Annotated in this window: 20 protein-coding genes and 2 pseudogenes; 10 read left to right on the forward strand and 12 right to left on the reverse strand. The window is 66.1% G+C overall.

Annotation, left to right across the window (positions count from 1 at the left end):
- Positions 1–104 precede the first annotated feature (104 nt).
- Positions 105–470 carry a secondary thiamine-phosphate synthase enzyme YjbQ gene (locus VSX60_RS17270; protein ID WP_327625542.1) on the forward strand — a complete coding sequence of 122 codons (366 nt, stop codon included), beginning with the start codon at positions 105–107 and terminating at the stop codon, positions 468–470.
- A 127-nt stretch (positions 471–597) separates the two neighbouring features.
- The gene (locus VSX60_RS17275) at positions 598–1,254 is read left to right on the forward strand and encodes a response regulator transcription factor (protein ID WP_327625507.1); all 657 of its coding nucleotides are present in this window, start codon (positions 598–600) and stop codon (positions 1,252–1,254) included.
- A gap of 27 nt (positions 1,255–1,281) precedes the next feature.
- Here VSX60_RS17275 and VSX60_RS17280 read toward each other — a convergent pair whose 3' ends face one another.
- Complete coding sequence (locus VSX60_RS17280) at positions 1,282–4,743, reverse strand: hybrid sensor histidine kinase/response regulator (RefSeq protein WP_327625508.1); 3,462 nt, start codon at positions 4,741–4,743, stop codon at positions 1,282–1,284.
- 179 nt (positions 4,744–4,922) lie between these two features.
- On the opposite strand from VSX60_RS17280, the gene mscL reads away from it, so the two are divergent.
- The 3 genes from mscL (at position 4,923) to VSX60_RS17295 (ending at position 7,753) form a co-directional block, all read left to right on the forward strand.
- The gene (gene mscL / locus VSX60_RS17285; protein WP_253962464.1) at positions 4,923–5,360 is read left to right on the forward strand and encodes a large conductance mechanosensitive channel protein MscL; all 438 of its coding nucleotides are present in this window, start codon (positions 4,923–4,925) and stop codon (positions 5,358–5,360) included.
- A 114-nt stretch (positions 5,361–5,474) separates the two neighbouring features.
- On the forward strand, positions 5,475–6,644 hold the full coding sequence (locus tag VSX60_RS17290) for a pyridoxal phosphate-dependent aminotransferase (RefSeq protein ID WP_327625509.1): 1,170 nt from the start codon (positions 5,475–5,477) through the stop codon (positions 6,642–6,644).
- Positions 6,641–7,753 carry an AbrB family transcriptional regulator gene (locus VSX60_RS17295; protein ID WP_327625510.1) on the forward strand — a complete coding sequence of 371 codons (1,113 nt, stop codon included), beginning with the start codon at positions 6,641–6,643 and terminating at the stop codon, positions 7,751–7,753. Before VSX60_RS17290 ends, VSX60_RS17295 begins: the two co-directional genes overlap by 4 nt.
- Here VSX60_RS17295 and VSX60_RS17300 read toward each other — a convergent pair.
- From VSX60_RS17300 to VSX60_RS17310, 4 genes and pseudogenes are all read right to left on the reverse strand, one after another.
- On the reverse strand, positions 7,721–8,098 hold the full coding sequence (locus tag VSX60_RS17300; RefSeq protein WP_327625511.1) for a cupin domain-containing protein: 378 nt from the start codon (positions 8,096–8,098) through the stop codon (positions 7,721–7,723). The genes VSX60_RS17295 and VSX60_RS17300 overlap by 33 nt on opposite strands.
- A gap of 48 nt (positions 8,099–8,146) precedes the next feature.
- Positions 8,147–8,701 (reverse strand): annotated as a pseudogene (locus tag VSX60_RS22610) (aminotransferase class I/II-fold pyridoxal phosphate-dependent enzyme); the annotation flags it as partial.
- A 25-nt stretch (positions 8,702–8,726) separates the two neighbouring features.
- Positions 8,727–9,533 (reverse strand): annotated as a pseudogene (gene hemA, locus VSX60_RS22615) (5-aminolevulinate synthase); the annotation flags it as partial.
- 133 nt (positions 9,534–9,666) lie between these two features.
- Positions 9,667–9,861 carry a hypothetical protein gene (locus VSX60_RS17310; RefSeq protein ID WP_327625512.1) on the reverse strand — a complete coding sequence of 65 codons (195 nt, stop codon included), beginning with the start codon at positions 9,859–9,861 and terminating at the stop codon, positions 9,667–9,669.
- 150 nt (positions 9,862–10,011) lie between these two features.
- Here VSX60_RS17310 and VSX60_RS17315 point away from each other — a divergent pair, with 150 nt between their 5' ends.
- Together VSX60_RS17315 and VSX60_RS17320 are read left to right on the forward strand one after the other, a co-directional pair.
- Positions 10,012–10,566, forward strand: a complete 555-nt coding sequence (locus VSX60_RS17315; protein ID WP_327625513.1) for a sugar transferase — start codon at positions 10,012–10,014, stop codon at positions 10,564–10,566.
- Between the two features lie 124 nt (positions 10,567–10,690).
- Complete coding sequence (locus VSX60_RS17320; RefSeq protein ID WP_327625514.1) at positions 10,691–12,007, forward strand: NAD(P)H-dependent oxidoreductase; 1,317 nt, start codon at positions 10,691–10,693, stop codon at positions 12,005–12,007.
- A 33-nt stretch (positions 12,008–12,040) separates the two neighbouring features.
- Here the strand turns inward: VSX60_RS17320 and VSX60_RS17325 are convergent, their stop codons facing one another.
- The 4 genes from VSX60_RS17325 to VSX60_RS17340 all read right to left on the reverse strand — a co-directional run bounded on the left by VSX60_RS17325 (position 12,041) and on the right by VSX60_RS17340 (position 15,751).
- On the reverse strand, positions 12,041–12,481 hold the full coding sequence (locus VSX60_RS17325) for a MarR family winged helix-turn-helix transcriptional regulator (protein WP_327625515.1): 441 nt from the start codon (positions 12,479–12,481) through the stop codon (positions 12,041–12,043).
- A 199-nt stretch (positions 12,482–12,680) separates the two neighbouring features.
- Entirely contained in the window at positions 12,681–14,081 is a 1,401-nt protein-coding gene (locus tag VSX60_RS17330) for an amidase (protein WP_327625517.1), read from the reverse strand.
- A 174-nt stretch (positions 14,082–14,255) separates the two neighbouring features.
- Entirely contained in the window at positions 14,256–14,969 is a 714-nt protein-coding gene (locus VSX60_RS17335) for a class I SAM-dependent methyltransferase (protein WP_327625518.1), read from the reverse strand.
- Between the two features lie 101 nt (positions 14,970–15,070).
- Positions 15,071–15,751: a glutathione S-transferase family protein gene (locus VSX60_RS17340; protein WP_327625519.1), complete on the reverse strand. Its 681-nt coding sequence runs from the start codon at positions 15,749–15,751 to the stop codon at positions 15,071–15,073.
- Between the two features lie 340 nt (positions 15,752–16,091).
- Here VSX60_RS17340 and pncB point away from each other — a divergent pair, with 340 nt between their 5' ends.
- The gene (gene pncB, locus VSX60_RS17345; protein WP_327625520.1) at positions 16,092–17,396 is read left to right on the forward strand and encodes a nicotinate phosphoribosyltransferase; all 1,305 of its coding nucleotides are present in this window, start codon (positions 16,092–16,094) and stop codon (positions 17,394–17,396) included.
- Positions 17,397–17,408: 12 nt separating this feature from the next.
- Here pncB and ggt read toward each other — a convergent pair whose 3' ends face one another.
- Positions 17,409–19,172, reverse strand: coding sequence for a gamma-glutamyltransferase (gene ggt / locus VSX60_RS17350; protein WP_327625521.1), 1,764 nt, complete (start codon positions 19,170–19,172; stop codon positions 17,409–17,411).
- A 262-nt stretch (positions 19,173–19,434) separates the two neighbouring features.
- On the opposite strand from ggt, the gene VSX60_RS17355 reads away from it, so the two are divergent.
- On the forward strand, positions 19,435–19,707 hold the full coding sequence (locus tag VSX60_RS17355; RefSeq protein WP_327625522.1) for a BrnT family toxin: 273 nt from the start codon (positions 19,435–19,437) through the stop codon (positions 19,705–19,707).
- A complete protein-coding gene (locus tag VSX60_RS17360) occupies positions 19,667–19,954 on the forward strand; it encodes a BrnA antitoxin family protein (RefSeq protein WP_327625523.1) in 288 nt (95 codons plus the stop codon). The genes VSX60_RS17355 and VSX60_RS17360 overlap by 41 nt, the downstream gene beginning before the upstream one ends.
- A 29-nt stretch (positions 19,955–19,983) precedes the next feature.
- On the opposite strand, the gene VSX60_RS17365 is transcribed toward VSX60_RS17360, so the two are convergent.
- Complete coding sequence (locus VSX60_RS17365; protein WP_327625524.1) at positions 19,984–21,132, reverse strand: acyl-CoA dehydrogenase family protein; 1,149 nt, start codon at positions 21,130–21,132, stop codon at positions 19,984–19,986.
- 55 nt (positions 21,133–21,187) lie between these two features.
- Complete coding sequence (pimC, locus tag VSX60_RS17370; protein WP_327625525.1) at positions 21,188–22,390, reverse strand: pimeloyl-CoA dehydrogenase large subunit; 1,203 nt, start codon at positions 22,388–22,390, stop codon at positions 21,188–21,190.
- Between the last annotated feature and the right edge of the window lie 106 nt (positions 22,391–22,496).

Here is a 22,496-nt window from a genome sequence, read left to right on the forward strand (position 1 = left end):
CGAAGGGGAACCGGTGCTGCCATGACAAACCTCCGTTTGCCACAGTGATTCAGAATTCTGTCAGCTTGGGAATCCCCGAAGAGTCGGCCTTCGCTCCCGTTGGTATCAGTCATCAGATCGCCGAATGTCTCGCCGCGGCGGGAGCCCGCGACGGCCTCGTCACGCTGTTCATCCGGCATACGTCCGCGTCTCTGACAATCCAGGAGAATGCCGATCCCGACGTCCAGCACGATCTGCTGGGGGCACTCGACCGCTTGGCGCCCGAGGATGCCCCCTATACGCACACGATGGAGGGGCCTGACGACATGCCCGCCCACATCAAGTCGGCGCTGACGGCGACCAGCCTCGCCGTGCCGGTTTCGGCGGGACGCATGATGCTTGGAACCTGGCAGGGCATCTACGTCGTCGAACATCGTGCGCGGCCGCATTCGCGCGAAATCGTCCTCCATTTCGCCGGAAGTATCCCGTGAAGCGGCTGCCATTAGGGAATGGTCTTGATCCGGAGGACCAAGAGGGTCAAGAAAAGCCGACAGCCGGGAGGACCGGCCGCCGCAGCGCCGCGGCGGCACCGGGAATACGACGGGAGGAACAACGGACATGAGCCATGTCTTCATCGTGGCCGACGACCATCCACTGTTTCGCGGCGCCCTGCGGGAAATCCTGACGGCGCTGCCGGACCCGGCCGAGATCGTCGAAGCGGCGGATTTCGACCAGGCCGCGGCGGCGCTGACGGCCAATCCGGACGCTGACCTGATGTTGCTCGATCTCAATATGCCGGGCACCAGCGGGCTGTCCGGTCTGGCATTGCTCAGGGCCGATCACCCCTCGGTTCCTATCGCGATCGTCTCCGGCAGCGAAGACGCGCCGATCGTGGCGCGGGCCCTCGATCTGGGTGCCTCGGGGTTCATCCCGAAATCGTCGAGCTTGGACACGATCCGTCAGGCGATCCTTTCGCTCCTCGCCGGCGAGGTCTTCTTGCCGCCGGACATTTCACTTGATGCCGAGCGCGACCCGGAGGTGACGCAGCTGATCCGGCGCATCCGGACACTGACGCCACAACAGACGCGGGTGTTGACCATGCTTGGCCGGGGGCTTCTCAACAAGCAGATCGCCTATGAACTCGGCATATCGGAGGCGACGATCAAGGCGCATGTCTCGGCCGTGCTCTTGAAGCTCGGCGTCGACAGTCGCACGCAGGCGGTGATCCGCCTCTCCAAACTCGGCATCGATCTGGAAGGCGGTTTCGCGGCCTGAGAGCATCTGGCCTGGCGCCAGGCTCGGCTACTCGGCTGCTTCGCGGCGATTGCTCCTGCGGCCCATCGCGGCTCGCAGGGAGGCAGGCTTCAGCGGCTTCGTCAGCACATCGACGTCCATGGCGAGGGCCTGTTCGCGCAGATCCGGCGACCGGTCCGCGGTGACGAGGATCACCGGAAGCTGCGGATCGAGCGTCCCGCGAAGCAGGCCGATGGCGTCGAGCCCGTTGCCGTCATCGAGATGGTAGTCGACGAGGGCGATATCCGGCAGGATACCTCGCTTCGAGAGCATGTCGACGGCCTCACCCGCCGAGCCGAAAGCTTCGACCTCGCAACCCCACCCGGTGAGAAGGACCCGCATCCCCTCGCGGATGGCGACCTCGTTGTCGATACACAGCACCCGCGTGCCGCCGAGCGCCAAGCCGGACCGCGCCGGTAGCAGCGGCGTTTCCGTCAGCAGAACGGGCTTAGCCTCGGCGACCGGCAGGGTGATGCGGAAGCGGGTTCCCCGCCCATGCTCCGAGGTCGCCTCGACCGGATGGTCGAGAACCCGCGCGATGCGGTCGACGATGGACAGGCCGAGGCCGAGACCGCGGGCGGTCCGGCTGCCTTCATCGAGTCGCACGAACTCCTGATAGATCGTTTCCAGCTTGTCGGCGGGGATGCCGATGCCGTTGTCGGCGATCTCGATGTCGACGCTGCCGCCGACCCGATGCCGGACTCCGACGACGACCTTGCCCGCGCGTGTGTATTTGACGGCGTTCGAGACGAGATTCTGGATCAGGCGTCGGAGCAGGTTACGGTCCGAGCGGACGGCGGCGCTGGTGCGCACGAAGCGCAGCACGATGGCCTTTTCCTCGGCGAGCGGCCGCATGTCGGTTTCGATCTGGCGTAGCAGCCGGTCGAGCGGGAAGTCCTCGACCTTGGCCTGCATTCCGCCGGCCTCGAGACGGGAAATGTCGAGTACCGCGCCGATGATCGCCTCGACGGCCTCCAGCGAGGAGCCGATATTGGCGGCGATCTCCCGGCCGGTACCGGTGTCCTGACGCTCTTGAAGCGCGGCCGCATAGAGCCGCGCAGCGTTGAGCGGTTGCAGGATGTCGTGTCCGGCGGCGGCGAGAAACCGCGTCTTGCCGAGATTGGCCGCGTCGGCCACTTGACGGGCCTTGGCGAGTTCGTTGTTGGCGTTCAGAAGTTCGCCGGTGCGCACACGGACCCGTTCCTCCAGGCTTTCGTTCATCTCGCGCAATGCCGCGGCCTGCATGACGCGCTCCGTCATGTCAGAGACGGTGGCTACCAACCCGCCCTCCGGCATCCGATTGGCGCGGAACTCCAGAACCCGCCCGGAGCGCTTCAGGCCGATCTGGCGCAAGGCGGGGGCGCGTGTCAGGCTCTCGAAGCTCACCTCGTATTCCTCGCGATCGATCTCGCCCGCGTCGAGCAGCTCGTCGAGCACGACGGTGAAGGGCGTGCCGATCTGGCCGAAATCCGGCGACAGGCCGACCAGATCGCGGAACTGGCGGTTCCAGAAGGTCAGCCGATAGTCGGAATCGAAGATCGCCAGCCCCTGGTCGACCTGATCGAGCGCGATCCGCAAGAGGTCGCGATTGTATTGCAGCGCTTCGGAGGCGTCGTCGAGGAGCCGAAGCGCCGACCGGCTGGAATCGGCGTGCCGCTGGAACAGGAGCGACAGGACCAGGCGGGAGGAGGCCGAGCCGATCGCGGAGGCCAGAAGCTGTTCGGAGAAGCGGATCGTCGCGCTGTCGGCGGTCGCGTTGGCGTCGAGCGTTCGGCCTTCCTCCTCGGCGAAGCGCGCCAGCGATCGTTCGGTGCGCTCGGCGCCGAGATAGCGCGCGATGGTCGCCGTCAGCTCGCCGACGCTGACGCCGGAGCGGGTGCGGCGCAAGCCGGCGGCCGGCCCGGCGTCCTTGGCCGCGAAGATGGCGCCCTGAATCCGCTCAAGGGGAGTCGCCGGGCGACTGAGCGAGCCGATGACGAGACAGGCGATATTGGCCAGCAGGCTGGCGAGGCAACCGAACAGCAGCGGATCGATGTCGGGTGTGGCCGCGGCCGCTGCCGCAAGGGATCCGGTGACCGCCGGCGCCTGGATCGCCGGCAGGAGCAGCGTATAGGCCCAGACCAGGATGCCGGCGATGAGCCCGGCCATGGCGCCGCGTGCATTCGCCCTCTTCCAGAACAGGCCGGCGAGGAAGGGCGGGGCGAGCTGTGCGATGGCGGCGAAGGACAGGAGCCCGATCGAGGCAAGACCGCTGCCCGTTCCGGCGAAGCGGTAATAGCCGTATCCCAGAAACACCACGACGAGAATCGCCGAGCGGCGCACGTTGAGGATCAGCCGGGTTTCGTCCTGGCGGGTGTCGATGCCGGGACCGCGGCGCTTGAGCAGCCACGGCAGGACGAGGTCGTTCGAGATCATGATCGACAGCGCGACACTGGCGACGATGACCATGGCGGTCGCCGCCGAGAGGCCGCCGATGAAGGCGACGAGCGACAGGGCGTCCTGACCCTGCGACAGGGGTAGCGACAGCACGTAGAGGTCGGCATCGACCGTGCCGCCAAGCTTGATCAGGCCGGCGGCGGCGATCGGGGCGACGAAGATGTTGATCAGAACGAGATAGAGCGGAAACAGCCAGCGGGCGCGGCGGATTTCGTCGCGGGTGCGGTTTTCCACCACGGTCATATGGAACTGCCGCGGCAGCAGCAGGATGGCCAGCGCGCTCAGGCCCATCGACGCGAGGAAGCGGCCTCCGATTTCCGAGCTGAAGGCGCTGGTCACGGCCGGGCTTGCCAGAGCGGCGCTCCAGAGTTCGCCGGGCTCGAACAGCACGAAAGTGACCCAGATCCCGATCGCCAGGAAGGCGGCGAGCTTGACGATCGATTCCATCGCCACGGCGAGGACGAGACCGTCCTGGTGCTCGGTGGCGTCGGCATGACGGGTGCCGAAAAGAATTGCGAAGATGCCGAGAACGGTCGCGACCAGCAGGGCGAGGTCGTTGAACAGCGGCGGCATCTCGGGGGTCGCGCGATAATGGGCGACCAGCGCGGCGACGCTGGTCGAAATCGCCTTGAGCTGCAGCGCGATATAGGGGACCGTGCCGATGATGGCGATCAGCGTGGCCAGGGCCGCGACCGAAGGGTTCTTGCCGTAGCGCGAGCCGATGAAGTCGGCGACGGTGGTGATGCGCTCGGCCTTGGCGTGCCGGACCAGCCGTTCGATGAAGGCCGGCGCGAGCAGGAACACGAGAATCGGACCGAGATAGATTGCCAGGAAAGACAGCCCGTCCCGCGCGGCGACGCCGACCGACCCGAAGAAGGTCCAGGAAGTGCAATAGACGGCGAGACTGAGCGCGTAGACGCCAGGCCGGCTCTGGTTTGCATGGCCGTCCGCGGCCCGCCGGTCGCCCCACCAGGCGACGGCGAACAGCAAAAGCAGATAGGCGATCGCCGTGACGACGATGATGCCACTGTTCAAATCCAGCCTCCCACGGCGGATGAGGTCCGCCGTCTGTCGGCGAACAGAACCACCGGGGCCGCCGCAAGTCCAGATATGGCGGGGAGAATGCCGCCGGTCATGCCGATTGTGTCGGCGCGGCGAGTTTGTATGATCGCGCGCAACCGCGCGACATCACGCCGTCGATATCAGGACGAAGAATGCTTCAGGAATTCAAGGAATTCGCCCTCAAGGGCAACATGGTCGATCTGGCGATCGGCATCATCATCGGGGCGGCGTTTTCCGGCCTCGTCAATTCACTGGTCAGCGACCTGTTCATGCCGCTGGTCGCGGTCCTCACAGGTGGCGTCGATTTCACCAACAAGTTCGTCGCCCTGTCCTCTGTCGTGACCGCGACGAGCCTTGAGGCCGCCCGCGAACAGGGGCCGGTCTTCGCCTATGGCAAGTTCGTGACGCTGACGATCAACTTCCTGATCGTCGCCTTCATCCTGTTCCTCGTGGTCAAGGGCATGAACCGGATGCAGCGCAAGGAAGAGGCCAAGCCTGTCGAAGTCTCCAAGGTGCCGCGTCAGGAAAAGCTGCTCGAGGAAATCCGCGATCTGATGGCGGTCGCTACCGACAGAGCGCCGCGCGCCTGAGACGCGTTCAAACATCCGTAAGTTGGGCGAAGGGATTGACGCGGCGCGCGCGAGGCGCGATGGCGAAATCCGCGAAGCTGTCGCGCCGCAATCTCCGTCCTTGAAGGCCGAACCATGAGCGATCTTACCCAGTTGCGCCGCGAAGCGGTCGCGGCACCGGAAAGCGGCATCGTCGCCGTGATCAACTATGCGCGGGAACGTGAGGGGCTGATCCCGATGTGGGCCGGCGAGGGCGATCTCGCGACGCCGGATTTCATCTGCGCCGCCGCGTCGGCGAGCTTGAGGGCTGGCGAGACGTTTTATACATGGCAGCGGGGGTTGCCGGAATTGCGCCAGGCGCTCGCCGACTACACCGCGCGGCTTTACGGACGACCCTCCTTGCCGGATCGTTTCTTCGTGACCGGTTCGGGGATGCAGGCGATTCAGATCACGCTGGCGGCGCTCGCTGGGGCCGGCGACGAAGTCGTCTGCTTCGGCCCGGCTTGGCCGAATTTCGCGGCGGCGACCGAGCTCCAGGGTGCAGTCGCGCGCGAGGTCGCGCTCGACTGGACCGAGGCGGGTTGGCAGTTGGATCTGCAGAAATTCAAGGATGCGATCGGCCCGAAGACCCGGGCAGTGTTCGTCAATACGCCGGCCAACCCGACCGGCTGGACGGCCGCCGAGGCGACATTGCGCGCCATCCTAGAAATCGCCCGTGATGCCGGTATCTTCATCATCGCCGACGAGATCTATAGCCGCTTCTACTATTCCGGCGGACGGGCGCCATCGTTTCACGATGTGATGGAGGAGGACGATCGGATCGTCTTCGTCAATTCCTTCTCAAAGAACTGGGCGATGACCGGCTGGCGGATCGGCTGGATCGAAACCAACGCCGCCTTTGGCGACATCATCGAGAACCTCATTCAATATTCGACCTCGGGCGTCGCTGCCTTCATGCAACGCGGGGCGCTCGCAGCCTTGGAACAAGGTGAGGCGTTCGTGGAAAGCCAGATCGCTCGTGCTGCCGAAGCGCGGGAGATTTTCGCCTCGCGGCTCCTGGCCACCAACCGGGTGTCGATGACGCCGCCTGACGGGGCGTTCTACGCCTTCTTCGCGATCGACGGCATCGCGGATACCCGCGCCGCGGCCTTTCGCATCGTCGACGAGGCCGGGGTGGTACTCGCGCCCGGCACCGCCTTCGGCCAATCCGGCCATCGGTTTCTCAGAGCCTGCTTCCATCGCCGGCTGGACGAGGTGGAAACTGCCGCCGACCGTCTCGTCGATTGGATCGGCCGGGCGGCGTGAGAGCCGTTGACGGTCGCACCCTCTCGCATCGCTTCGCAACGCTCGCCCTCGCCGGACTCGGCGGCCTTGCCGCCTCGGCGCTCGGTCTGCCGGTCGCCTGGCTGCTGGGACCGGTGCTCGCGGTGTCGGCGGCGAGCATCGCCGGGCTCGATACGGAACTGCCGCAGGTATTGCGCACGCTGGCGTTCTTCGTTCTTGGCGTCCAGGCCGGTTCCGGGGTGACGCCGGACGTGCTGGAGCAGATCGCCATCTGGCCGCTGTCCTTCGCCGTCCAGATGCTCGGAGTCGGCGTGGTCATCGTGCTGACCCACGCCTTCCTGCATCGCGTGCTGCACTGGGACAAGGACACCGCGCTGTTCGCTTCGCTTCCCGGCGCGCTGTCCTTCGTGCTGGCCGCCGCGTCCGAAACCCGGGCCGATCTCACCCGGATCACCATCGTCCAGAGCGTCCGGCTGCTCTTTCTGATCGGTGCCCTGACGCCGATCCTCGCCTGGCTGGAAGGCGGCGCCGACGTGGTCGCAATGGCGCGCGGTACGGAGGGGACTCTCGCCGACTACGCCTTGCTCTTCAGCCTATGCGCACTGGTTGCGTTCGCCGGTCATCTGATCCGGTTGCCTGGCGGGATGATGCTGGGCGCCCTGATCGGCAGCGGGGCGTTGCACGTCGGCGGCGTCTCGACGGTGGCGATTCCACCGGTGCTCGCGATCCCGAGCCTCGTTCTTCTCGGCACGCTGATCGGTTCGCGGCTCAAGGGGATCAATATCACGGCGTTTTCGCGACTGCTTCCGGCCGCCATAGGGTCCTTTGCGATCGGTCTGGTCGTCTCCGCGGCGGCGGCCGCTGTGGCCGTGGTGGCGCTCGGAATCGGCTTTGGAAAGGTGGCGCTCGCCTATGCGCCTGGCGCTCTGGAGGCGCTGACCGTGCTGGCATTCCAGTTCGACGTCGATCCTGCCTATGTGGCGGCCCATCATGTCGTGCGTTTCGTCAGCATCGCGATGGTGGTTCCCCTGCTCGCGAAGCGCCGCGCGCGACCGGGCGACACGGTCGCGCCCCCCATCGACGAGAAAGAACGCTTGTCAGGCGTCGATGGCAGCGAAGACCGAAGGTGAGGGCGCCGGCGCCTCGCCGCCCGGTGGTCCCCAGAAGACCACCCATGTGACGAAGTTGTCGGACATCCCCTCGAAGCGGTGCTCCGTCCCGGCCCGCACGAACAGCGCGTCGCCGGCTCTGACATGTCCGCGCTCGCCGTCCCTGACGACATCCGACTGGCCGGACGCGATGATGTAGAGCTCGTCCTGGCTGTGCGGACGCTGGCGGTCCTCGCCGCGCGGCGCGAAGATCTCGAGCGTCATGGTGCCGTGGGACAGGGCCTCGGCATGAAAGACGCCATCAGGCCATTCGGCGGTGGCCGGCAGCGGCAGCTTTCCCAGGAAATGATCGAGCGAGACTTTCATCAAAATACCCCGCAACGATGGTTGGACGAAGCCTTTTCTAGCCGGGGCTCAGCCGCCGGCTTGCGAAACGACCAGAGGCGTCACCTTCGCGGAGCGTTCGGCATGGGCCGGCCGCTCGGTCGCGAAGGGAATGCCGACGGCCTTCCATGTCTCGACCAGGGCGTCCTTCAACGTCTCGATCAGAGCGTCGGAATGCAATGGCGTCGGGGTGATCCGCAGCCGCTCGGTGCCGCGCGGCACTGTCGGGTAATTGATCGGCTGGATGTAGATTCCATGCCGCTGCAAGAGATGGTCGCTGGCCTTCTTGCACAGGTCGGGGTCGCCAACCGCCAGCGGAACGATATGCGTGTCGGACTCCATCACCGGCAGGTCGGCGCCGCGCAGCACGCTCTTGGCCTGAGCGGCCTGGCGCTGTTGCGCCTCGCGCTCGGCTTGGCTGGTCTTCAGGTGGCGGATCGAGGCGGTCGCTGCCGCCGCCAGCGCCGGCGGCAGCGCCGTGGTGAAGATGAAGCCCGGCGCGTAGGAACGCACGGCGTCGATCACCGCCTTCGTGCCGGCGATGTAGCCGCCGAGGACGCCGAAGGCCTTGGCCAGGGTTCCCTCGNGTGGTGAAGATGAAGCCCGGCGCGTAGGAACGCACGGCGTCGATCACCGCCTTCGTGCCGGCGATGTAGCCGCCGAGGACGCCGAAGGCCTTGGCCAGGGTTCCCTCGATCACGTCGATGCGCTGGGCGAGCGCGTCGCGCTCCGAGATGCCGCCGCCGCGCGGGCCGTACATGCCGACCGCATGGACCTCGTCGATATAGGTCATGGCGTTGTAGTATTCGGCGAGTTCGACGATCTTCTCGATCGGTGCGATGTCGCCGTCCATCGAATAGACACTCTCGAAGACGATCAGCTTCGGCTGCGCCGGGTCGGCGGCTTTCAGCAGCTCTTCCAGATGCTCCATATCATTGTGACGGAAGACCTGCTTCTTGGTTCCGGCCTTGCGGACCCCTTCGATCATCGAGGCGTGGTTCAACTCGTCGGAGAAGATGAGGCAGTTCGGCAGGAGCTTGGCGATGGTCGAGATCGAGGCTTCGTTGGAGACGAAGCCGGAGGTGAAGACGAGCGCCGCCTCCTTGCCGTGCAGATCGGCCAGTTCGCGCTCGAGTTCGACCAGCGGATGATTGGTGCCTGAGATGTTGCGGGTGCCGCCGGCGCCGGAGCCCATTGCCGAGACGGTCGCCGTCATCGCCGCGATCACATCGGCGTGCTGGCCCATCCCGAGATAGTCGTTGGAACACCAAACAGTGATCTCGCGAACCTTGCCGTCATGCCGCCAGAGCGCCTTCGGGAATTGCCCGGCGATCCGTTCGAGATCGGCAAACACCCGATAGCGCTTTTCGGCATGCAATGCCTCGATCGCCGACTCAAATTGGCTCTGGTAATCGATCATCGCGAACTCCTTGTCAGAACGGTTCTAAATGCGGCATGGCGCAAAGTCCACGTCCCGCCAGCATGATGCGGGAGTCCGAGGAACGTGACATTGACCAAGGTCAAGCGACCGCGCGGGTCGCCTCGAACCGTCACGAGTTCGGCTCGTCCCCCGGAGCGGAGGAGGGGCCGATTTCTGCGGCATCCGCCGGATCTCGCTCCGTGCTCTCGTCACGGCGCGCGCGGGCCTGCTCCTTGCGCCGGCGGAGATTTTCCCGCAATTGCGCCTCCAGCCGCTGCTGCCGCCTTGATTTTTGCTTGTCGCCCGCTGTACCGCCGTCGCTCATGATCCACCTCTTGCCAGCCTCATTCGATAGTGTCAGGGGCGGGGCGCCGTCAATTTCCTCTGCGTCGACTCCGATACTCCGGCGCAGTCTTGTCAGGACCATGGCCGGGTTTCGCTGCAAGAGCGGCCCCTGCGCCTCGCGGAAGCTGTGATGAAACGACTGTTCGACCTCTTCGCCAGCCTTGTCGGGCTGATCCTGCTCGGCTGGCTGGTCGGCGTCCTCGCCATTCTCGTGCGCCGCGACAGCGACGGCCCTGGCCTTTTCGCCCAGGAGCGGGTCGGTCTGCGGGGTCGAACCTTCGTCTGCTACAAGCTGCGAACCATGCATCGGGCGACCAAATCCGCCGCTTCCCACGAGACGCCCGCCGCGGCTGTGACCCCGCTGGGGCGGCGATTGCGGGCCTTCAAGCTCGACGAGCTGCCGCAATTGTGGAACGTTCTCAAGGGCGAGATGAGCTTTGTCGGGCCGCGCCCCTGCCTGCCGTCGCAGACGGTACTGATCGCCGAGCGGGAACGGCGCGGCGTCCTCGAGGTGCGGCCGGGTATCACGGGCAAGGCGCAGGTGATGGGTGTCGACATGTCCGACCCCGTTCGGCTCGCCGAGATCGATGCCACTTATGTCGCGGAGCGCAGCTTCGTCGGCGACCTCGTCCTGATCCTGCGAACCGTTACCGGCAGCGGCCGCGGCGACAGGGTCGCCCAGTGAGGGAACCGGCCGGCCCTGGTATGGTTGCCTCTGCGTCGCGCGAGCCAATTCCATTGGAGCCCATGTTGCTCTAGAACGCGCACACTCCGCCTTGCGGGGCCGCCACCTTAGGACTGTCTGCCTCATGATCGAACGCATCGGCTTTGCCGCCGAGCTCGCCGCCTACACCGACCGGCACGGACCGGTGACCATCGGTCTGGCCGGGGCCGGGCAGATGGGCACGGACATCGTCGTCCAGATCGCGCTGATGACCGGAATCCGCGTCGGCGCCGTCGCGGCGAACAGCGCCCGGCGGCCAATGCAGGCGATCGCCATGGCGGGCTACAGCGACGATCATGGCGTCGTCGCGGCTAGCGCGTCGGACATCGACCGGACGATCGAGGCCGGTCAAATCGCCGTGACCGATGATCTCGGCGCGCTGTGCGCGGCCGGCCGCATCGACGTCGTCGTCGATGCTACGGGCAGCCCGGAGGTCGGGACCTTCCTGGCGATGGAGGCGATCCGCAACGGCAAGCACATCGTGATGCTGAACGTGGAGGCCGACATCACCGTCGGCCGCCTGCTCGCCCGCAAGGCGCGGGAGGCCGGCGTGGTCTATACCGGATCGGCCGGCGACGAACCCGCCTCGACGCTGGAGCTGATCTCGTTCGCCCAGAGTCTCGGCATGGAGGTGGTTGCCGCCGGCAAGGGCAAGAACAATCCGCTGCGCCATTCCGCCATTCCCGAGGAATACGAGGAGGAGGCGCGGCAGCGGGACATGAACGCCCGCATGCTGGTGGAGTTCATCGACGGCTCGAAGACGATGGTGGAGATGACCGCCATCGCCAATTGCACCGGCCTCAAGCCGGACGTGCCGGGCATGCACGGCCCGGAAGCGACGGGTGACAATCTTGGCCAGGTGCTGTGCACGGCCGAGGATGGCGGCATCCTGTCGAAGACCGGATGCGTCGACTACACGATCGGCAAGGGGGTCGCGCCCGGCGTCTTCTGTGTCGTGAAGCCGCGCCACCCCCGCGCGATCGAGCGGATGGCGGATCTGAAGGTCGGCCCGGGCCCGTGCTTTGCGTTGATCCGGCCGTTTCATCTGACCAGTCTGGAGACGCCGTTGTCGGCGGCCCGCGCCGTGATGTATCGCCGTCCGGACATGGTGCCCGTGGATCGGCCGGTGGCCGAATGCGGCGCCATCGCCAAGCGCGATCTGAAGCCGGGCGAGATGCTGGGGCGGATCGGCGAGGCCGACTATCGTGGCTATGCGATGACCTGGGACGACGCGCGCGCCAGGCGGGCCTTGCCGCTCGGCCTGGTCGAGAAGGCGACGGTGGCGCGGCCGGTGAAAGCCGGGGAGCTTGTCACCCACGACAATTGCGCGCCCGACGACAGCCTGCTCGTCACAAGGATGCGGGCCGAACTCGACGCGGCCGACGGCCGGTTCGCCGACTAAATATCCAGATTGCGCCGGGCCGTTCGATCCGGGTCAAGAGGCGTCCGGCCTGTCCCCCGCCATCGTCGAGCGGATCGCGATATCGAGACCTTTCGCCAGGATCTGGCGCTCGTTCTCGCTCAGGGGCTCGAGCGCTGCCGCGATGGACTGCAGCGGGTCCTTCTTCAAAAGGACGACGCCCCGATCGGTCAGTTCCAGCTGTTCGGCGCGGCCGCGTCCGATCGTGCCCAGCTTGGCGAGATAGCCCTTGGTGATCAGGGTGCGGACGGTGCGCGCGACGGCACCCGACGCGAGGCCCTGGAAGCGGGCGAGATCGATCGCCGTGCGCAAGTGCGGCGGTGCCGACTGGACATAGCGCAGCGCCACCCACTGGGCCGGAAACAGCTGCGAGGTATAGCCCTGCGAGTGCAGCCGGCGCGCGATCTGTTCGAGCAGTCCGGCCAAATCGGCAGTGGAAACCGGGTCCGTGTCCAAAAATTCGCGCCATCGTCGTTGAATTACGCCTGCGTCTTATCGCGGAAGCGCAGGAATGTTCAATCTGATGCCGTCCGGAATGGGCGGGCGTCGGCGCGATCTTGCCGGAAAAGCGCCAAGAACCCGCCCAAGAGATGAACGACCCGTTAATCGGGACAATCAAAGGCTTTTGAAGCAGGCTGTTGCGAAGCTCCGACGCTCACGCAGCTGAGGGATGCAGGCTCGCCCAACGCGGCTGGGCATCGACGGCGTGGGTCAGCAAGGCGGCCAGCTTGAGAACAAAGCCGTCGGCATAGCGCGGTCCGATGATCTGCACGCCGATCGGCAGCCCGGTTCCGGTAAACCCACCATTGACGCTGATTGCCGGCTGCTCGCCGACATTCCACGGCAGAGTGAAGGCGATGTGCTCGAACGGCCGGGCGGGATCGTCGATCGGCGAGGCCGCTTCGGCCGGCCAGGATACCTGCGGGTTGACCGGCGAAAGAATGGCGTCGAACCGGGCGAAGGGCGCCGCGGCGGCCGCCTTGATCGCCTGGATCTGGTCGAAGGCCTCGGCGACATCGGTGCCGGAAAGGACCGCCGCGCCGGCCGCCCATTCCCGGATATAGGGCAGCACCATCGCGCCTTTGTCGTCGGGCAGGGCCGACATCGTCGCCCAAAACCGGGCGCGAAAGAAATGGTCGAAACCGTCCAGCATGGCGCGGGTGAGGATTCCCGGTATCGGTTCGATGACGGCGCCAGCCTCTTCCAGGGCGCGCGTGCAATCGGCGAGCGCCGTCGAGACGTCCGGACCGACGGGGAGGCCGCATCCAGCCTCCGCCATGACCCCGATCCGCAGCCCCTTCGGGTCGAGCGTGAAGTCGCTCCAGTCGATCGTCGACGGCGGCAGGCCTGTCGGATCGCGGACGTCCGGCCGCGATAGCGTCGCCATCATCAGCGCTGCGTCGGCAACGGTCCGGGTCATCGGTCCGGCGACGCGGCCGATATAGGTTGGATCGATCGGCACGCGGCCGTAGCTCGGCTTGAAGCCCACCGTTCCGGTGAGGCCGGCGGGAATGCGGATCGAGCCGCCGATGTCGGTGCCCAGATGCAGCGGCCCGAAGCCGGCCGCCGCCGCCGCGCCGGCGCCGGCGCTGGAGCCGCCGGGGTTGAACCGGATGTCCCAGGGATTGCGCGACAGTTTGTGGAAGCTCGACAGGCCCGACGACAGCATGCCGTAATCGGGGCAGGTGGTCTTGGCGAAGATGATCGCGCCGTCCTCGCGCAGCCGCGCGGCCGGCGGTGCGTCTTCAGGCGCGGGAACGAGCGTGGTCGCGGCGGTGCCGTTGGGCATTGGGGTGCCCTCTGTCGCGATCAGTTCCTTGATCGTCACCGGCACGCCGTCGAGCGGACCTTTCGGCGCGCCCTTGGCCCAGCGCTGTGTGGCTGCCGCCGCGTCCGCCCGGGCGCTCTCAGGATCGTAGGCCCAAAGCGCCGCGATCGACGGCTCCCAGATCGCGATGCGGCGTTCGACGTCGGCCCAGACCTCCGTTGGGGACGTTCCGCGGCTGCGGAACATGGCGAGAAGGTCGCTGGCCGGAATGTCGCTGAGATCCGTCATGGGGAAAAGCTCATGGTCTGCGCGCAAGGCGGTTCGCCAGAAGACTCCGCTCCGGGAAAAGCATTACCGGCCGCGGCGTCGAGAGTTTTTGCCGGCCCTTGCATCGGGCGTTGCCATTTCGGTTGAAAATTTGGAGTGGCGCAAGCGCGCTTCGCGATGTTGTCGGTGTGTCCCTCAAGCGGGCAAGCGCAGCCAGTAGATTCTGAGCGGTTGGGCGAGGATGTTGGCGCCATCTTGCTGTGCTGCCTTCGCCGCGAACAGGCGCTCGACCTCGCCGCGCTTGGCTTCGACCGTCGCCGCGCGGGTCGGATCGACGGACACCACCCGGCGGATAAACGCATCCACGTTGGCAAAGCGTTCCTTGCGCTCGAAGACGACGTTGCCGCGCAGCTCGAACCGGCCATCCCGGCAGGCATCCGCCACCGCGCGGTTCGCCGCCTCGCGAATGTCGGTCTCGTCATCGATCGGGCGCACCGCCTCGAAGAACGGACCTTCGGCGAGCGGCTCGACGACGAGAACGGTGCCGCCTGCCCGCGTGACGCGCGCGGCCTCGCCGAGCGCATCGAGCATCCGGGCCTTGGGCACATGATGCAGGGAATTGAGGAATACGGCGGCGTCGAAGCTGTGGTCCGCGAAGGGCAGTTTCTCACCGGGGGCCACCGCGAAGTCGGCCTCGGGCGCAGCCGTTCGGGCCGCTTCGATCGCCGCCTCGCCAGGGTCGATGCCAGTGACGCGAAAGCCACGCGCCGTCAGAGCTTTGGCAAGGCCGCCATGGCCGCAGCCGATGTCGACGACGGTGGTTGCGCCGTCCATGGCCAGCGTTTCGGCGATGACAGCGGCGGTATCGCCGGCCGCGAAGGCTGCGTTGAGTGCGGTGGGTGGTTGCATGGCGGATCCCTTCGGCGTGGGTGAGAGCGCTTACCGTCTCCCGGTCGCTCGGATGGACAGCCGCCCCCGACAGGGCGAGGGGCGGCATCCGATGGTCCGTCTCAGGCGGTTTCGGCGTAGTTCGACGGGAACAAGGCGCGCAGCGCGGCTTCGTCGCGCTCCGACTTGAAGGAGACGTCCTTGGCGATCTGCCGCGCCTCGGCGACGGCCGGGCGCGCGTTGACGCTATCGAACCAGCGCTTGAGGTTTGGATAGGCGACGAGTCCATTTTCGCCGAGCACGTTGGCGACCCGGTCGATCCAGCCCCAAGCGGCGATGTCGACGATGGTGTAGCTGTCACCGACAAAGAATTCCCGGCCGGCCAGGTGGTCGTCCAGCACCTTGTAATGGCGCTGCGCCTCGCGCGTGTAGCGGTTCTCCGCATAATCGGACTTGCCCTTGGCCGCCGTGCGGAAATGCACCGACTGACCCGAATACGGACCGAGGCCGGTGGCGACGAACATCAGCCAGGACAACAGCTCACCCCGGTCCTCCGGCTTGCCGCCGAATTGGCCATGCTTGTCGGCGAGATAGAGCAGGATGGCGTTGGAATCGAACACCCGCTTGCCGTTATCCTCGATCGCCGGCAGCTTGCCGTTGGGGTTGATCGCGCGGAAGGCCGGCTGGTGCTGTTCACCCTTCAGCGTGTCGACCGGCACCAGTTCGTAATCGAGACCGGCCTCTTTCAGGAACAGCGCGATCTTCATCGAGTTCGGCGTCGGGTGGAAGTGGAATTTCAGCATTGGATCTCCTGTATCGCGATCTGAGCGAATATCGTGACGTGACGGCGTTTCGACACCATTCGGGGCGGTGAGGCAAGCGGATCGGCCGCGACCCCGGAGGCCGCTGAACGGTTTGACGACGGCGCGGCGCCATGTTCAGCCTTCGCCAGGCTGGGTTGGCGGAGCCCCACGACAAGGACGACGATCCGTTCACGATGATCGCGCCGCCGCGGCAGGGGTCGCTTTATCCGCGTCGCGTTCTCCTGTAACGGCTGAAACGTTGTCATTCGCAACGGCAGACCCTCTTGGAGGGCAGGGCAGCGTATCCGCCTCGACGCGGCGCGAATGAGAGGAGCCGAAGATGATTGCGACCGACATCGCGACGCGCGTCTGGAACCATACCTTCAAGCTCGACACGATCGTGCGCAGCCTGCTCGATACGGATTTCTACAAGCTGCTCATGCTGCAGATGATCCACGGGCTGCATCCGGATGTCGCGGCGACGTTCGCGCTGAACAACCGCAGCAAGCACGTGCGTCTCGCCGAGGTGATCGACGAGGGGGAACTGCGCGAGCATCTCGACCATACCCGCTCGCTCTCCTTCACCAAGCGCGAGATGATCTGGCTGGCCGGTAATACCTTCTACGGCACGCGACAGATATTCCGCCCGAAATTTCTCGAGTGGCTGGAGGATTTCCGGCTGCCCGAATACGAACTGCGCCGGGTCGACGGCCAGTTCGAGCTGTATTTCCATGGGCCCTGGACCCACACGATGATGTGGGAGATTCCGGCGCTGGCGATCATCAATGAACTGCGCTCGCGCGCTGCGATGAAGGATTTCAAGCGCTTCGAGCTCGACGTCCTCTATGCCCGCGCCAAAGCCAAGATGTGGCAGAAGGTCGAGCAATTGCAGGCGCTCCCCGATCTGCGCATCTCCGATTTCGGTACCCGCCGCCGGCATTCCTTCCTGTGGCAGCGCTGGTGCGTGGAAGCGCTGAAGGAAGGTCTGGGCGACCGGCTGATCGGCTCCTCCAACGTGCTCTTGGCCATGGAAACCGATCTGGAAGCGATCGGCACCAACGCCCACGAGCTGCCGATGGTGCTGGCGGCGCTCGCCGACAGCGACGAGGAACTGCGCCGGGCGCCCTACGACGTCTTGAAAGAGTGGCAGAGCTATTACGGCGGCAATCTCCTGATCGTCCTGCCCGACACCTTCGGCACTCCGGCCTTTCTGAAGAACGCGCCGGCCTGGCTCGCGGAGTGGACCGGCTTGCGGCCCGACTCCGCCCCGCCGATCGAGGGCGGTGAGGAAATCATCGCCTGGTGGAAGCAAATGGGCGAGGACCCGCGCGAGAAGCTGCTGGTGTTTTCCGACGGTATGGATTCCGACACGATCGAGCGGACCTACCGGCATTTCGAGGGCCGGGTGCGCATGAGCTTCGGCTGGGGCACCAATCTGACCAACGATTTCCGCGGCACGGCGCCGGAGCCGATGAGCGGCCTCGACCCGATCTCGCTCGTCTGCAAGGTGGTCTCGGCGAATGGCCGGCCGGCGGTAAAGCTGTCGGACAACGCCGCCAAGGCCAGCGGCGAACCCTCCGCAATCGCCCGCTATCGCCGGGTGTTTGGCGAGGCCGCCTATGCGGAGCGCGCACTGGCGGTGTGAGGGCCTTGTTCGTCAATCGCCGATGGCGACACCCTCGCGGCGTGGGTCGGCGCCGCCCATCCGGCCGTCCGGGCCGATGACGATGCCGTGCAGGCCGGAGGTGAGTTCGCGCGCCTCGACCTCGAAGCCGAGATCGCGCAGCGGCTGGGCGAGGGCCTCGGCGGAAGTGCCTTCCTCCACATCGAACGTGCCGAAACGATTGACCAGATGCGGCATCGCGACCGCTTCCTGAACGTCCATGTCCCAGTCGATCAGTCCGATCAGTGCCTGGGCGACATAGCCGATGATGCGGCTGCCGCCCGGCGAGCCGATGGCGATGACCGGCTTGCCGTCCCGCATGACGATGATCGGCGCCATCGACGAGCGCGGCCGCTTGCCCGGCGCCACGGCATTGGCGATCGGCCGGCCATCCTCATCATGGGTCTCGAAGGAAAAGTCGGTGAGCTCGTTGTTGAGCAGAAACCCGCCGGTCATCAGCCGCGAGCCGAAGCCGTTCTCGATCGTCGTGGTCATCGAGACGACGTTGCCGGCGGCGTCGACGATCGAAAAGTGACTGGTCGAGGGCAGTTCGATCGCCGTGTCGTCGCCCATCAGCATCGCGTGGTCCCAGGGCGGCGAGCCGGGTTCGACTTCATCCTTCGACAACGCGCTTTCGCCCGACAGCCGCCTAGACCGGTCGTTCAGATACGCTTCGTCCAGAAGCCCCTTGAGCGGCATCGGCACGAAGTCGATGTCGGCCATGTAGCGGCCACGATCGGCGAAGGCGAGGCGCGAGGCATCGCCGATGAGGCGCCAGGCCTCGGGGCTCGTCGGGCCGAGCGCTGCGATGTCGAACGGTTCGATCAGGCCGAGGATCTGGCCGACGGTGAGTGCGCCGGAGGAGGGCGGACCCATGCCGCAGACATCGTATTGGCGATAGTCGACGCAGACTGGTGCGCGCTCGACCACCCGATAGGCGGCGAGGTCGGCCAGAGCGAGCTTGCCGGGATTGTCTGTCGCGTTCTGCACGGTCTCGACGATAGCTTGCGCGATCGGACCTTCGTAGAAGCCCTCCGCGCCCTTCTCGGCGATGGTCTCAAGAGTTTCCGCATAGGCCTCGTTTTTCAGCAGCGTGCCGACCGACAGCGGTTCGCCGTCGGTGCCGAAGAAGTAGTCGCGGGTCGCCGCAAAGCGGCCGAGGCGCTCCTTGTCCTCGGCGACGAGGTCGTTGAGGCGTTGCGAGACCTCAAAGCCGTTGCGTGCGAGGTCGATTGCCGGCTGGACGACATCCTTCCATGGCAGTTTGCCGTAGCGCTCGTGCGTGTCGAAGATCAGTTTCACCGTTCCCGGCGTGCCGACCGAGCGGCCGCCGACGACCGCGTCGTAGAATTTCAGCGGCTGGCCGGCATCGTCGAGAAACAGCTTCGGCGTCGCGGCGGCGGGCGCGGTCTCGCGGCCGTCGAAACTGGTGAGATTGCCTGCGCCGGCGTCAAAATAGACCAGGAAGGCGCCGCCGCCGAGACCCGACGATTGCGGCTCGACCAGACCGAGGACGAGCTGGACGGTGACCATCGCGTCGATGGCGCTGCCGCCCTGGCGCAGGATGTCCAGTCCGGCCTCGGCGGCGAGCGGATTGGCGGCGGCCACCATCTGCTTGTCGGCCCTGACCAGTGTCCTTGCGCCGGCCTCGGACGCGATTTCCGGCTGGATCGCGTCGGTGGCCTGCTCCTGGGCAAAGGCAAATGACGGGAAAAAGAGGCTGAGCCAGAGCAGGGCGGCAAGGGGTATCCTGGACATCAGCGCATCCTCTCCTGGCTGATCGGGGCCGAGCCTAGGCCAGTCGCGCGGCGGTGCAAAGCCCGGGCCGGACGCTTCGGTCGCGAGCCCCGCCGAACTTGCGATCATCTTCATCGTCCGATGCTCGCACGGGGCCGGTTATTCCGTTGGCTCAGTCTATTTGGTCGACGGCAGAATGCTGAAGACTGTGCACTCTCGGGGCTATCTTGAGCTCCTGTGAAACTCCTTGATATAATGAATAAATGTCGCTACATAAAATAACGTGAGGATCACCTGCGATCCCGCGAAGCGCGAGACGACGTTGCGCGAACGCGGTCTCGATTTCATGCAGGCCGAGCGGGTGTTCGCGGGCCGCACGCTGACGCTCAAGGATGATCGCCGAGATTACGGCGAGACCCGGTTTCAGACCTACGGCGTTCTCGACGGCCGGGTCGTCATGGTCGTTTGGACACCGCGGGAAGACGTCCGCCACGTCATATCCATGAGGCACTGCCATGACCGTGAAGCCCAAAAAATCCGTCGTCGCCTGGGTTGATCAGGACGATGCACCGGCGTGGACGGACGCCATGTTCGACCGGGCCGAACTGGCCGAAGGCGGCAAGGTCATTCGGCCCGCAACCGGCACCGTTGCGCGGGGGCGTGGCCGGCCGCCTTCCGAAAACCCCAAGACACGGCTGACGCTCAGGCTCGACGCCGAGATCGTTCGGCATTTCCGCGCCACCGGTCCCGGCTGGCAGTCGCGGATCAACGATGCCTTGAAGGAACTGGTCCGGCGGGGATAGCGGGCGCCTCATCGGGCGCGCGACAGCCCCTACAGCCCCCGTAACCCGCCCTGTTCCGCCAACACCTCCAAATGATGATCCGCATCCCCAAAGGCGAGATCGATCATCGCCGTGCGCTTGAAGTGGTGGGCGACCTCGTATTCCATCGTCACGCCGACGCCGCCATGCAGCTGCACCGCGTTCCGGCCGATAAACGTCGCCGAGCGGCCGATCTGCACCTTCGCTGCTGAAATGGCCTCGCGCCGCGTTTCAGCGTCCGGCTCTGCGGCGTTCATGGTGGCGTAGAGCATCATCGAGCGGGCTTGTTCCAGCGCCATGTACATTTCGGCGCCGCGATGCTGGAGCACCTGGAAATCGCCGATCGGCACGCCGAACTGCTTGCGCTCCTTGAGATAGGCGATGGTCAGTTCGTGCATCCGCGCCATCGAGCCGACCGCTTCGGCCGAGAGCGCGGCGATGGTCTCGTCGACGACGCGTGCGATCGCCGGAAAGGCGCCCGCCGGATCGCCAAGGACATGGGAGGCCGGGACCGACACGGCCTCGAAGCTCAGCTCCGCCGCGCGCATGCCGTCCTGGGTCGGATAGCCCCGGCGCGACAGGCCGCTCGCCCCGGCCGGAACATAGAACAGGCCGATGCCGGCCTCCTCGCCGGGCGCGCCGCTGGTGCGGGCGGTGACGATGAAGCCGTCGGCGCTGTCGCCGGAGAGCACCAGCGTCTTTTCGCCGGAGAGCTTGAAGCCGTCCCCGTCAGGCGTGGCCTTCAGCGCGATGAAGGCGGGATCATAGCGCGAATTCCGCTCGGCCCATGCGAAGGCGAGGCGGATCGAGCCGTCGGCAAGGCCCGGCACCCACGCGGCGCGCTGTTCGGCACTGGCGGCATGGCGGATAGCGCCGCCGGCCATGACGATCGAGGCCAGATAGGGCTCGACGACGAGGCCGCGGCCGAAGGCCTCCATGACGATCATCGTCTCGACCGGCCCACCACCGAAGCCGCCGTCCTCCTCGGCGAAGGGCACCGCCGTCAGGCCGAGCTCGGCGAAGGCTGCCCACATGTCGCGGCTGAAGCCGGGCTCCTCGGCGCGGTATTTGTTGCGCTGCTCGAAGCCGTAGTTGTCAAAGATCAGCCGCTCGACCGAGTCCTTGATCATGGCCTGTTCGTCGGAGAGGTCGAAATCCATGCGGTTGTGTCCTGCGTGAAAGGCTGGGGCGCGGCCGGTCGTGCCGGGGGCGAGTTCAGAGGCCGAGGATCGCCTTGGCGATGATGTTCTTCTGGATCTCGTTGGAGCCGCCGTAGATCGACACCTTGCGGTAGTTGAAATAGCCGGGCGCCAGCGGCGCGGCGTAGTCCGGCCCGACCGGCGGCTCGTTTCGCCCCTCTTCGCGCGACGGCTCGTAGGGCAGGGCGTAGGGGCCGATCGCCTCCATCAACAGCTCGGTGGTCGCCTGCTGCAGCTCCGAGCCCTTGATCTTGAGGATCGAGGAGGCCGGGTCCGGCTTGCCGTGGGCGCGCTTGGCCTCGGCCGACAGCACCCGCAGCTGGGTCATTTCCAGCGCCTTCAACTCGATTTCCACCGCCGCGACCTTCTCGCGGAAGCGGCGGTTCTCCCAGACCGGTACGGAGCCGGCGAACTCCATCCTGGCGATTTCCTTGAGGCGGCGGATGCGCTCCTTGGAGGCGCCGACGCGGGCGATGCCGACCCTTTCGTGGCCGAGCAGGAATTTTGCGTAGTCCCAGCCCCTGTTTTCCTCGCCGACCAGATTGTCGACCGGCACGCGCACATCGTCGAAGAACACCTCGTTGACCTCGTGGCCGCCGTCGATGGTCTGGATCGGGCGGACGGTGACGCCCGGCGTCGTCATGTCGATCAACAGGAAGGAGATGCCCATCTGCTTCTTCGGCGCGGTTGGGTCAGTGCGCACCAGGCAGAAGATCCAGTCGGCATATTGGCCGAGCGTCGTCCAGGTCTTCTGGCCGTTGACGACGTAATGGTCGCCATCCTTCTCGGCTTTCGTGGTCAGGCCGGCGAGATCGGAGCCGGCGCCCGGCTCGGAAAAGCCCTGGCACCACCAGTCGTCGAGATTGGCGATGCGCGGCAGGAATTTGGCCTTCTGCGCGTCGTTGCCGAAGGTGTAGATGACCGGGCCGACCATGTTGTGGCCGAAGGGCAGCATCTGCGGGGCGGGCGCCTGCTGCAGTTCGTCCTGGAAGATGTACTGCTGGACCGGCGACCAGCCGGTGCCGCCGAACGCTTCCTGCCAGTGTGGCACCGACCAGCCCTTGTCGTTGAGAATGCGGGTCCAGCGCACCATCGCGTCCTTGCCGACCGAGCGGCCATCGTGCAGCGCGGCGGTGACGTCCTCCGGCACATGATCACGGATGAAGGCGCGGACCTCGTCGCGGAACGCCGTCTCTTCCTCGGTGAATCGCAGATCCATGGGCTTGGTCCTTCGTTCCGGCCGCGACGGCGCGCGGGCAATGCGCGGATCGCGAAAAACCACGGTCCGCCATTTGCCTCAGATGTGACGCCGCCCTAGCGTGGTG

The organism is Aurantimonas sp. A3-2-R12, assembly GCF_036016755.1.
GTDB classification, from domain to species: Bacteria; Pseudomonadota; Alphaproteobacteria; order Rhizobiales; family Rhizobiaceae; genus Aurantimonas; species Aurantimonas coralicida_A.

What these genes read in the sequence shown, in the direction of transcription:
- VSX60_RS17340 (WP_327625519.1), bottom strand. Translation starts at nt 15,751, where the DNA reads ATGCTGAAATTCCACTTCCACCCGACGCCGAACTCGATGAAGATCGCG.
- ggt (WP_327625521.1), bottom strand. Translation starts at nt 19,172, where the DNA reads ATGTCCAGGATACCCCTTGCCGCCCTGCTCTGGCTCAGCCTCTTTTTC.
- VSX60_RS17290 (WP_327625509.1), top strand. Translation starts at nt 5,475, where the DNA reads ATGAGCGATCTTACCCAGTTGCGCCGCGAAGCGGTCGCGGCACCGGAA.
- VSX60_RS17365 (WP_327625524.1), bottom strand. Translation starts at nt 21,132, where the DNA reads ATGGATTTCGACCTCTCCGACGAACAGGCCATGATCAAGGACTCGGTC.
- VSX60_RS17330 (WP_327625517.1), bottom strand. Translation starts at nt 14,081, where the DNA reads ATGACGGATCTCAGCGACATTCCGGCCAGCGACCTTCTCGCCATGTTC.
- VSX60_RS17315 (WP_327625513.1), top strand. Translation starts at nt 10,012, where the DNA reads ATGAAACGACTGTTCGACCTCTTCGCCAGCCTTGTCGGGCTGATCCTG.
- VSX60_RS17310 (WP_327625512.1), bottom strand. Translation starts at nt 9,861, where the DNA reads ATGAGCGACGGCGGTACAGCGGGCGACAAGCAAAAATCAAGGCGGCAG.
- mscL (WP_253962464.1), top strand. Translation starts at nt 4,923, where the DNA reads ATGCTTCAGGAATTCAAGGAATTCGCCCTCAAGGGCAACATGGTCGAT.
- VSX60_RS17300 (WP_327625511.1), bottom strand. Translation starts at nt 8,098, where the DNA reads ATGAAAGTCTCGCTCGATCATTTCCTGGGAAAGCTGCCGCTGCCGGCC.
- pncB (WP_327625520.1), top strand. Translation starts at nt 16,092, where the DNA reads ATGATTGCGACCGACATCGCGACGCGCGTCTGGAACCATACCTTCAAG.
- pimC (WP_327625525.1), bottom strand. Translation starts at nt 22,390, where the DNA reads ATGGATCTGCGATTCACCGAGGAAGAGACGGCGTTCCGCGACGAGGTC.
- VSX60_RS17335 (WP_327625518.1), bottom strand. Translation starts at nt 14,969, where the DNA reads ATGCAACCACCCACCGCACTCAACGCAGCCTTCGCGGCCGGCGATACC.
- VSX60_RS17360 (WP_327625523.1), top strand. Translation starts at nt 19,667, where the DNA reads ATGACCGTGAAGCCCAAAAAATCCGTCGTCGCCTGGGTTGATCAGGAC.
- VSX60_RS17320 (WP_327625514.1), top strand. Translation starts at nt 10,691, where the DNA reads ATGATCGAACGCATCGGCTTTGCCGCCGAGCTCGCCGCCTACACCGAC.
- VSX60_RS17275 (WP_327625507.1), top strand. Translation starts at nt 598, where the DNA reads ATGAGCCATGTCTTCATCGTGGCCGACGACCATCCACTGTTTCGCGGC.